10 protein-coding genes are annotated in these 10,068 nt (G+C 62.7%); 5 read left to right on the top strand and 5 right to left on the bottom strand.

The window, feature by feature from the left end; genetic code table 11:
* The first annotated feature begins 165 nt into the window (after positions 1-165).
* The 5 genes from DVS29_RS31825 to DVS29_RS31805 all read left to right on the top strand — a co-directional run bounded on the left by DVS29_RS31825 (position 166) and on the right by DVS29_RS31805 (position 5,052).
* Positions 166-627, top strand: coding sequence for a hypothetical protein (locus DVS29_RS31825; RefSeq protein ID WP_118184505.1), 462 nt, complete (start codon positions 166-168; stop codon positions 625-627).
* 137 nt (positions 628-764) lie between these two features.
* Entirely contained in the window at positions 765-1,895 is a 1,131-nt protein-coding gene (locus DVS29_RS31820) for a porin (protein ID WP_118184504.1), read from the top strand.
* Positions 1,896-2,080: 185 nt separating this feature from the next.
* Positions 2,081-3,178, top strand: coding sequence for a PstS family phosphate ABC transporter substrate-binding protein (locus tag DVS29_RS31815; protein ID WP_118184503.1), 1,098 nt, complete (start codon positions 2,081-2,083; stop codon positions 3,176-3,178).
* Between the two features lie 120 nt (positions 3,179-3,298).
* Positions 3,299-3,871 carry a hypothetical protein gene (locus DVS29_RS31810; protein ID WP_118184502.1) on the top strand — a complete coding sequence of 191 codons (573 nt, stop codon included), beginning with the start codon at positions 3,299-3,301 and terminating at the stop codon, positions 3,869-3,871.
* 86 nt (positions 3,872-3,957) lie between these two features.
* A complete protein-coding gene (locus DVS29_RS31805; protein ID WP_118184501.1) occupies positions 3,958-5,052 on the top strand; it encodes a YncE family protein in 1,095 nt (364 codons plus the stop codon).
* Between the two features lie 78 nt (positions 5,053-5,130).
* Here the strand turns inward: DVS29_RS31805 and DVS29_RS31800 are convergent, their stop codons facing one another.
* The 5 genes from DVS29_RS31800 to proX (DVS29_RS31775) all read right to left on the bottom strand — a co-directional run bounded on the left by DVS29_RS31800 (position 5,131) and on the right by proX (DVS29_RS31775) (position 10,036).
* The gene (locus DVS29_RS31800) at positions 5,131-5,949 is read right to left on the bottom strand and encodes a putative protein N(5)-glutamine methyltransferase (protein ID WP_240655910.1); all 819 of its coding nucleotides are present in this window, start codon (positions 5,947-5,949) and stop codon (positions 5,131-5,133) included.
* 194 nt (positions 5,950-6,143) lie between these two features.
* Positions 6,144-7,019 (bottom strand): LysR family transcriptional regulator, encoded by an 876-nt coding sequence (locus DVS29_RS31795; RefSeq protein ID WP_118184500.1) that lies wholly within the window; start codon positions 7,017-7,019, stop codon positions 6,144-6,146.
* A 335-nt stretch (positions 7,020-7,354) separates the two neighbouring features.
* The gene (gene proX, locus DVS29_RS31785) at positions 7,355-8,395 is read right to left on the bottom strand and encodes a glycine betaine/L-proline ABC transporter substrate-binding protein ProX (protein ID WP_118184498.1); all 1,041 of its coding nucleotides are present in this window, start codon (positions 8,393-8,395) and stop codon (positions 7,355-7,357) included.
* Between the two features lie 65 nt (positions 8,396-8,460).
* Positions 8,461-8,949 carry an Lrp/AsnC family transcriptional regulator gene (locus DVS29_RS31780; protein WP_118184511.1) on the bottom strand — a complete coding sequence of 163 codons (489 nt, stop codon included), beginning with the start codon at positions 8,947-8,949 and terminating at the stop codon, positions 8,461-8,463.
* Positions 8,950-9,001: 52 nt separating this feature from the next.
* Positions 9,002-10,036, bottom strand: coding sequence for a glycine betaine/L-proline ABC transporter substrate-binding protein ProX (gene proX / locus DVS29_RS31775; protein WP_118184497.1), 1,035 nt, complete (start codon positions 10,034-10,036; stop codon positions 9,002-9,004).
* Positions 10,037-10,068 lie beyond the last annotated feature (32 nt).

Here is a 10,068-nt window from a genome sequence, read left to right as displayed (position 1 = left end):
ATTCGCCAATACAACAAGCAAGCTGCCCCGTTGAAATGGAAGTATTCCGATCCAACTCGACGCATCCGGTGCAATTCATCCGGTTCAGCGGACTAGGCGACTGACGCTTTCCCGATCGCCTGCTCCGTCGTTCGTCCACACGCTCGTTTTTCCCGGAGTACTGACATGTACCGTTGGACCCGAGTCACCGCGGCTCTGCTGCTTTCGTTCGCCGCTTCGGTTCACGCCCAGACGGCGAACGCACCGTACGCCCAGCAACTCGTAAGCGCCACGCTGGCCGCTCACCCGGAACTCACTGTGCTCGCGTTCCACGTCACGCCGCCCGCCGGCACGCAGAACGTGATCATCGCGTCGAATATCGGCCGCATCGGCAAAGCCGCCGATTCGGACGACCTTTCCGTGCTCACCAGCGGCAAGGAGCGCGTTGAAAACACGAAAACCGGCGATCTGTCGGTCGAGTTGCCGATGCACGACGCGACGGGCAAAACGATCGGCGTGATCGGATCGACGTTCCATTCCACGCCGGAAACCGACCGTGGGTCGATCGTGCAGCAAGCCGAGCACGTACGAGACGAAATCGCCTTGCGTACGCCATCACTTGCTTCGCTGTTCGAGCCAGCGCGTTAAGTGCCGTAAGAGCGGTAAATATCGGAACAAGACCGTCCGGCCGACGGCTGGACGAGTCGTGTAGCCACGAACGGTTCGACACACATGATCCGACTGTCTACACACAATAGTCAGTTTAGCTAATCAACTATTGCGAAATGAAAAAGACGAAGATTGCCGTTACGTGCGCCGTTCTGGCGACCGCTTCCCTGTCGGCGCACGCCGATCCATCGGTTACGCTGTCCGGCGTGGTGGATGACGCCGTCGCCTATGTTCACAACAGCGACGGACATCGTTCGCAATGGAACATGGCTTCGGGAATCCTGTCCACGGACGAATGGACACTGTCCGGTTCGGAGGATCTCGGCGGCGGGATGACCGCGGATTTCACCCTTCAGAACAACTTCGACATCAATAGCGGCGAATTGAGCAACGAGCACCGGCTCTTCGGGTCGCAGGCCACCGTGGGCCTGTCGAGCAAAGCGTGGGGAACGCTGACGCTCGGCCGCCAGAACGATCCGGTCACCGAGCTCGTGCAACCCGTGACGGCGCAAACCTACAGCGGCACGTTTGCGCCGCCTGGCGACGTCGACAACTACGACAACAGCGTCGAGTTCGACAATGCGATCCAATGGGCCAGCCCATCGTGGGGCGGCTTCACGCTGCAAGCGATGTATGCGTTTGGAGGCGTGGCCGGATCCACGGGGTCGGGCCAGACCTGGTCGGGCGGCGCTTCGTATGCGAACGGGCCGCTGAGCGCGGCCGCCGGGTTCCTCCACGTGGACAACGGCAATGCCGCCACGTCGGCCCGCGGTACCACGTCCGCCGACTCGTTCTTCAACAGCGCCGTCAACCAGGCCTACGCATCGGCGCACTCGGTCGACATCACGCGTGCAGGCGTGCAGTACCTGCTCGGCAAAGTGACGCTCGGCGGCGCCTACAGCTTCTCCCAATACAAGCCCGACGCGGCCTCCTCATTTTCGAGGTCGGAAAAATATCACAACGGCTCGGTCTACGCGCAGTGGCCGGTAACGTCGGTCTTTCTGACCATCGTGGGATACAACTACACGCGGTCCACCGGCGACTCTTCGGCGAAATATCACCAGCTGAACCTGGGGGTCGACTACCTGCTGAGCAAGCGCACCGACCTGTACGCGACGACCGCCTGGCAGCATGCCAGCGGAACGAACGGCATCGGCGCGGCACAGGCTGTGATCGGGTCCTACGACGTGAACTCGGGCGCCCGCTCGCAGATGCTGGCTTTCCTCGGCATGCGCCAGAAGTTCTAGAAGACCGCCAGCGTCGGGTTTCCTTAAATTTTGCTCAGAATCGATTCAGGTTCGCTTTAGCCAGCGAACCGACACTGTAAGCAGGTCATCCCCCGGGCTCGATGCACACCCCGCGCGATCACCGCGTTCGTAACGATTTCCCAGGCCGTCCGGCCAACAACGACCATGAGATTCAGGAGACGACTATGAAACAGAAGCAGGAAATGAGCGTGATGCGCCGGCGCGCGATAGTATCCGCCATTGCATCGATCGGTATGGCGGCACTCGGCATGGTGGCATCCCCTTCCGCTTTCGCGCTGAAATACGCAGCGGTCGAACACCACCTCAGCGTCGACCCGAGTATCAAGAGCTGGCAGCCGGGCCCGGTACAGGTGCAGCCCGAAGAGGAATTGCACCTCGTCGGCGCGGATGTGATGGACGAAATCACGCTCGGCTGGGTCGAGATGTTTCGCAAGGCCTACCCGCGCCTGAGCGTGACGATGGAAGCGAGAGCGTCGGGCTCGGGCGGTCCCGCACTGACTGACGGCAGCGCGGACCTCGCGCCGGTCGGACGCGAACTGCTGCCCGCCGAAGAAAAGGCGTTCGTCGACAAATACGGCTACAAGCCGCTCTCGATCCGCGTGGCAACGGGCAGTGTCGGTTCGCTTGGCAAAACCGCGGCGTCGGTGATCCTGGTCGACAAGGACAACCCGATCAAGGGCTTGACGCTGGACCAGCTCGACGCGATCTATTCGAAGACGCGACTGCGCGGACACGCCGACATCAAAACCTGGGGTGACCTCGGTTTGACGGGAGCGTGGGCGGACCGGCCGATCCATCTGTATGGCCTGAAGCCTGTCAATGGCATCGAGTACTACATCCGGATGAATGTGCTCGAAGGCGGCGAATACAAGGACGATGTTCAGTTCATAAAGGGCAAGGGCTTCCTGCACGCCTTCACCGTTGCGGCACAGGATATGGCGTCGCGTCCCGGCGGTCTGACTTACGCGATGCTGGCGAACGTTACGCCGAACGTGAAGGTCGTGCCGCTTGCGGACAAGGCGGGCGATCCGTTCATCGCGCCGACGGTTCAGAGCGTCTACGAGCACCAGTATCCGCTGTCGCGCTACGTGTACATCTTCGTCAACAAGAAGCCCGGCGTGCCGCTGGAGCCGAAGATCAAGGAATTCCTGAAGCTCGTGTTGAGCCAGCAAGGTCAGGACGTCGTAGCAAAGGAAGGTGTCTATATTCCGCTGACTCCGGACGTGGTCAAGCAGGAGCTCGCCAAGCTCGATCAGAACTGACCTGTGATGCGATCGAAACTGAAAGCACGTTCAGATTCGCTTCATGCTCGCTCAAGGTGACGAATCTAGACTGAATTCCATATTCGCTTCCATCACGTCTTTACGATAAAGAGGAGACACATGAAGACGCTGTCCACCACCCTGCTCGTCGCAATGCTCGGCCTGACGTCGGCCTATGCGACCTATGCGGCCGATGCCGCGCCCGTCGCGCCGCCGCCGCCCGATGCGCACAAGAACTGGACACCGCCGACCGCGAAGATCTATGGCCAGAAGCTGGCCGACCAGGTCATGAAGGAACACCCCGAGCTGGTCAGCGTGACGTTCCACGGCGTGCCGCCGGGCGCGGCGCCGGACACGTACACGATGTTCGCTGCCGCGTCGATGTACGCCGGTTCCTATAAGGATCGCATCGGCGATGCGGACGATCCGGACGATATCCCGATTTCGAAACTGGGCATCACGGAAGTCGATCCGCGCTGGCACCGGCCGAACGACATCGTTCAGAAGTTCGTCGTGATGCTGCCGCTGCGTGACGTGTCGGGCAACAACATCGGCGAGCTCGTGCTGGCGTACAAGAACGACGCCTCGCACACGAAGACCGAGCAGCAGTTCTACGTTGCCGCGACGCACCTGCGCGACGTGATGTCGAAGGAGATTCCGACCTTCGGCACGCTGTTCCTGCCGGCAAAATAAGCGTTGCAAACCCGTATCGAACGACGAAGCGCACTCTCCTGATCCACCGGAGAGCGCGCTTCGCCGTTTTTCTCAGGATAACGAACATGCGTTCTCGCGATCTTGCAGCCCTGTCGTTCACGATATTGATGTCCACTGGGCTTCATTCGACATTGCCTTATGCGGCAACGCCGGCACCCGGCGCGACGACGACGGCAGGCATGCCGTTGCAACTGGCAGGCAGCACGAGCCTGCCCGAGTACAAGGGCGATTTCGATCACTTCGCCGCGGACGTCGCGGGCAACCGGCTCTTTCTGGCGGGTGAGGACGGCTCCACGCTCGAGGTATTCGATCTCACCAGCGGCAAGCATTTGCGGACGATCAAGGGTTTCGATCAGCCGCATTCCCCTCTGTATCTGCCGGACCTGAAGCGACTTGTCGTTACTGACAGCGGCGCCGGCATGACGCGCATCGTCGATGCGTCGAACTATCGCATCATCGGTTCGATTCCGCTCGTGGTGGGCGCGGACCCGATGCTTTACGATCCCTCGACCCGCCGCGAATACATCGTCAGCGTCGGCAAGAACGCGGATCCGGCGCTGCCGGATACGGCGGTATCGGCCGTGGATCCGCGCACCGGCAAGAAGATCGGCGACATCACGTTCAACACCGACCGCGTCGAGGCAATGGCGGTGGAACAGGACGGCAACCGGCTCTTCATCAACGTGACGGGCAGGAACACGATCGCCGTGGTCGACAAGCGAACGCTCAAGGTACTCGCGAACTGGCCGATCGAAGGCGCTAAACTCAACGCCGCGATGGCCTTCGACGAGGCCCATCAGCGGCTCTTCGTCGTCACGCGCGAGCCGTTCAAACTGTTGGTGCTCGATGCGAAAGACGGCCGCACGATTGCCTCGTTCGACGCGCCGCAACGCACCGATCAGGTGATTTTCGACCGTGCGAACCAGCGGGTCTATGCAACGGGCGACGACTACACGAGCGTCATCCAGCAGAAGGATCCCGACCACTACGACGAGGTCGCGCGCGTTCCGACGGCCAAGGGCGCCAAGACAGCCGTTCTCGTGCCGGAGCGTCATACGCTTTTCGTCGCGGTCTCGCCTGGCGATTCGAGCGTCGGTGGAAAACTGCTGCGCTTCAACGTACTGCAAAACAAGGGCGCATCTGGACCGGCGAATGATTGAAGGCCGCAGCGGTGCGACCGTCCTCACTCGCAGGTGACAACGGCCGCGCCGCCGGCATGACGCACACGTCACGAGGCACTACACCGGTCGGCTCCCGATCACCACGGTCGCATCCCAGGTCTCGGAGCGGACCACTCGCGTGGTCAACCCGAACGTCTCGAACATGGCCTCGGTACGACACGCGGCGGCTTCTGAAGTCTCCACCAGCAAGCTGCCGCCCGGAGCGAGCCAGGTCCGTGCTTCCTCCGCGACACGTCGCTGTACCGAAAGACCATCGGGGCCGCCGGCAAAGGTTCGATGCGGTTCGTAAAGACGGGCCTCGCGCGGCAGCAGTTCGATTTCTTCTGCCGGCACATAGGGCGCATTAGCGACGATCACGCTCACCTGTCCGCGCAACTCAGCGGGTAACGCCTCGTACAGATCGCCCTCCACCACTTGCGCGCGCACCTGGGCGAGGTTCGACCTCGCGCATCGCACCGCAACCGGATCGATGTCGGACGCCCAGACGGTCACGGGCTCGTCAGCTGCGAAGGAGGCGGCGATCACGGCGGCTAGCGCGCCCGACCCGCAGCAGAGGTCCAGCAGCACGCCGCCCGCTGCGAGCAGGTCGATTGCCTGCGAAGCCAGAAATTCGCTTCGGCGGCGTGGGATGAACACGCCCGCCTCCAGCGCAATGCGATGACCGAGGAAATTCGCCCAGCCCAGCACGTACTCCAGCGGAATACCGGAGACGCGTTGTTCGACCTTTTTGTGCAGGTCCGCCAGCGGTATCGACGCAATCAGCAGTCGAGCTTCTTCGTCCGCATAGACGCATCCTGCGGCGCGCAGCACACTGGCTACGAAGAGATGGAGAGGATCAGAGGTGGGGGAACGGTCGTTGCGAAAGCAGATAGTCAAGGGAAGGATCTCGCGTGGCGTTGAGGCGCCCACAGCTCCTGCCCAGGATCGACCGCGGATGCATCGTGCTGGCAGGAAGGAGCGCCGAATCAGGCTGGGTATTCACGGCAACCTCCTTCCATGTCGATGACAATGCGGCACATGCTAGCACAACGGTGCACGCTGTCAGAACGCGCTTTCAGAACCCCCGCCCATCACCCGCCCTTCATCGCAGCCCGCACGAACGCAACGAAACGCGCCGTCACCGGATCTTCGCGAACGGACGGCCATGCGAGTCCCACGCGCCACTTTGCGTGTTTGCCAGGAAGCGGCAATACCCTGGCATCCCGCAGCAGATGTCGCGCGCGCGAAGGAATGAACGCAATGCCCACTCCCGCGGCAACCGACGTCAGTACCGACTGGGTGTCTTCGGCCCGCTGCGTCACGTTCGGCACAAAGCGATGTTCGACGCACCATCGGTCGATCAGTGCAGCGAGCCCCGGCGCGCGCGTACGCTCCAGCGCAATGAAGCCGGTTTCGTTGAGCACTTCGAGGTTCGCTGGAAGGCGTGCGTAGCGAAGGTGCGGCGGCATTGCGAGCGCAAGGACTTCGTCCACGACCTTGACGGATGACAGTCCTTCCTCCGGCGGCAAGCGAATGAAGCCGGCATCCAGTTTGCCCGCCAGAAGACGACGCGTCTGCTCGGCGGAAGAGAGATCGCTCAACGTGACGCTGACACCAGGATGCTGTCGCCGAAAATCAGCAATCAGGCCCGGCACGATCGTCAGCACAGACAGACCGATCCCGATGCGCAAGTGGCCGTGCCGGCCGCTGCTCGCTTCTCTCGCACGCAGCAGGATTTCATCGGCGTCGCGTACGAGCGCCTGCGCATCGGCCAGGAACGTCTCGCCAAATGGCGTGAGCTGCGCACCGTGCCGGCCGCGCTCGAACAGCCTGCCGCCGAGGCTCGCCTCCAACGCGCCAATCTGCTTGCTGAGCGTCGGCTGGCTCATGTGCAGCGCATCCGCCGCGCGGCTGAAATGGCGCAGCTCGGTAACGGTCAGGAACGTCTTCAGTAATTTCAATTCCATTCGGAAAAGTAATCACACGGGTAAAAACATTCATTTTACCGATCGACAGGCGAAGCGTTCAATACGGACATGCTCCTCTCGAAGAACATCCGTCATGCCAGTTCCAGGCTCGATAACTGACCGGCCGCAGGCGGCCGTTGAATCCGACACCATCGGCAAAACGGCGGTCGATGCCGAATCCAATCCGCGTCAAGCGCACAGTCGCCGCTCCCGATTCGGCGACTTGCCGCACGACATACCTGTTCGCGCGGCGACCGGTGCGATCGCCGTGAGCTTTGCGGTCGTCTCGCGCCGGCACTGGCCGCGTTGAGCACGACTAAAACCAAAACCGCGCGTCACTTCGTCGTGCTGGCCACCGACACCCAGTGATCGAACTCGTTCCGGTTCTTTCGGATCCACTGATCGGCCAGGTCCGTCACCACACCCGTGTTGCCGTTCGCGGTACTGATGTCCTGTTCCCAGGCCGACCAGGTATCGGCCGGGAACTTGACCTGTTCGACGAGTGCCTTCACCACCGGATTCGCCGCGAGAAACTCGCGGTTGCCCACCGACCCGTAATTCCACGACGCCATCGCCATCCGGCAGGGATTCGCATCGCCCGCGCAACCCTTCACGTTGTTGACGAGCGCCGAGCCATGGTTCGGCACGTTCGGCGGGAGAGCATCGGTCGGTGTCGGCAGCCACACGACGTCCTTGCCCGGCACCAGCGCATTGGTGGTCCACGACGGGCTCCACGCATAGAAGAACGCAGGCTTGCCGGCCTTCACACGCGCCACGACATCGGCCATCAACGCCTCGTATTTGCCCGTCACCGGACGCACCGTCTGCCGCAGTCCGAACTTGTCCAGCTGGTAGTTGACGACGTCGCCGCAACTCCAGCCCGGGTCGCAGCTGATCAGTTGCGCCTTGCCGTCGTCGCCGAACAGACTGGCGATCTTCGGGTCCTTCATCTGGTCGAGACTCGTGATGTGATTCGCGAGCGCCGTCTTGCGATCGATCAGATAACCGTTCACGCCGCCGCCGATGATCTCCCCGCCGCCGACGATCTGCGCCCGGTCCTGCACCGCGCGAAAGTCCGGATCGCTCTGCGGGAAGTTCACGTCCGTCTCCAGGTCGACGTCGCCCTGCGCGACCGCCTGGAAGAACAGCACGGTGCCCATCGTGCTGAGCTTCACGTCGTAGCCCATCGACTTCAGCGCCTTGATCGTGATCTGCACCGCCACATAGTTCGCGCCGAGGCTGTCGGTCTGCGCGTAGTGGATCGTCTTGCCCGTGCCGGGCATCGCCGCCGCGCCATGCGCGGTGCCGCTGAGGCAGCTGAGGCAGCCGAGCGCCGTGAGTATCGCAAGGGCCGAAGCCTTGAAGGTCGTTTTCATGTCGTCTCCATCTGGTTCGTCGTTACCGTGTTATCGGAAATGTCATGCTCAGGATTGCCAGGCGGTTATGCCGCCACGTTCGTATCGATCGCCCATGCGGGCACGCCGGATGTCGGGGGCTTCACCTCCTTCGTCACGACGTAGGTGAAGTACCGCTCGATGCCAAGCTCCTCCATCAGCAGCCGGTCGATGAAGCGCTGGTAGTGATCAATGTCGCGCGAGAACACCACCATTACGTAGTCGATGCCGCCGCCCGTCGCCATGCACTGGATCACGTCGGGCGACGCCGCGATGCACGCCTCGAAGCGCGCCATGTCCGCCACCGTGTGCCGCGCGAGCGTCACCTCGACGACGATGCGGCTGCCGCTGAAGGCGCGCAGCCAGTTCACGTCGGCCCGATACCCGCGGATCACGCCCGCCTCTTCGAGCCGCTTCACGCGCTCCCAGGCGGGCGAGATCGACAGATTGACCTCTTCGGCGAGACGCGACTTGGTGATGCGCCCGTCGCGCGCGAGGATGCCCAGGATCGCCAGGTCATAGCGGTCGAATTTCATGACCGCCTCCACACCGCGTAAAACGTTCGTCGCGAACGCATGGCGCGCGCGCTCAATGCGCACCCGCCGCGGCCGCCACCCACTGGTCGAACTGGCCGTTGTTGGCCGCCATCCATTCGTTCGCGAGCTTCGTGATGGTCGCCGCCGAGCCGCCGTCCTGGCTGATCGCCGACTCCCAGTGCGACCAGGTCGCCACCGGAAACTTGACCTGTTCGATCAGCGCGCGCACCGCTGGATTCGCGGCGATGAACGAGCGGTTCGCCACGGTTCCCCAGTTCCACGACGCCATCGCCATCCGGCACGGATCCGCGCCGCCCGCGCAGCCCTGCACGCCATGAATCAGCGCCGAACCCGCACTCGGCACGTTCGGCGGCAATGCATCCGCAGGCGTCGGCAACCACACCACGTCCTTGCCGGGCACGAGGTCGTTGGTTGCCCACGACGGACTCCACGCATAGAAGAACGCGGGCTTGCCTGACTTCACGCGCACTACTTCGTTGACCATCAGCGCTTCATACTTGCCGCGCACCGCATGCACCGTGTCCTTGAGCCCGAACTTGCCGAGCTGATAGTCGACCACGTCGCCGCAGCTCCAGCCGGGGTCGCAGCTGATCAGCTCCGCCTTGTCGTCATCGCCACCGCCGAACAGCGCCGCGATCTTCGGATCCTTCAGCTGGTCGAGCGACGTGATGTTGTGCGCAAGCGCGGTCTTGCGATCGATCAGATACCCGTTCACGCCACCGCCGACGATCATGCCGCTGCCGACGATCTGCGCGTCTTTCTCGACCGCGCGATAACCCGGCAGCCGCTGCGGGAAATTCACATCCGTCGCGATGTCTTCGTCGCCTTGCGCCGCGGCCTGAAAAAACAGCGTGGTGTTCATCGTGCTCAGCTTCACGTCGTAGCCGAGCCGCTGCAGCGCTTTCACGATGATCTGCGTCGCGACGTAGTTGCCGCCCAGGCTGTCGCCTTGCGCGTAGTTCACCGTCTTTCCGGTGCCGGGCAGCGCCTGCGCGGCCACCGCAAGTCCCGTCGACATGACGCCCGCCACGACGGCCGCGCCCAGCCCCCTGATCCATGCCTTCATCGAAATCTCCCGTGCGTACGGTTATTCGCAGT

The organism is Paraburkholderia phosphatilytica (genome assembly GCF_003443895.1).
Lineage (GTDB): Bacteria > Pseudomonadota > Gammaproteobacteria > Burkholderiales > Burkholderiaceae > Paraburkholderia > Paraburkholderia phosphatilytica.
The sequence above is the reverse complement of the archived record's forward strand: the minus strand, read 5'-3'. Positions and strand labels throughout refer to the sequence as shown.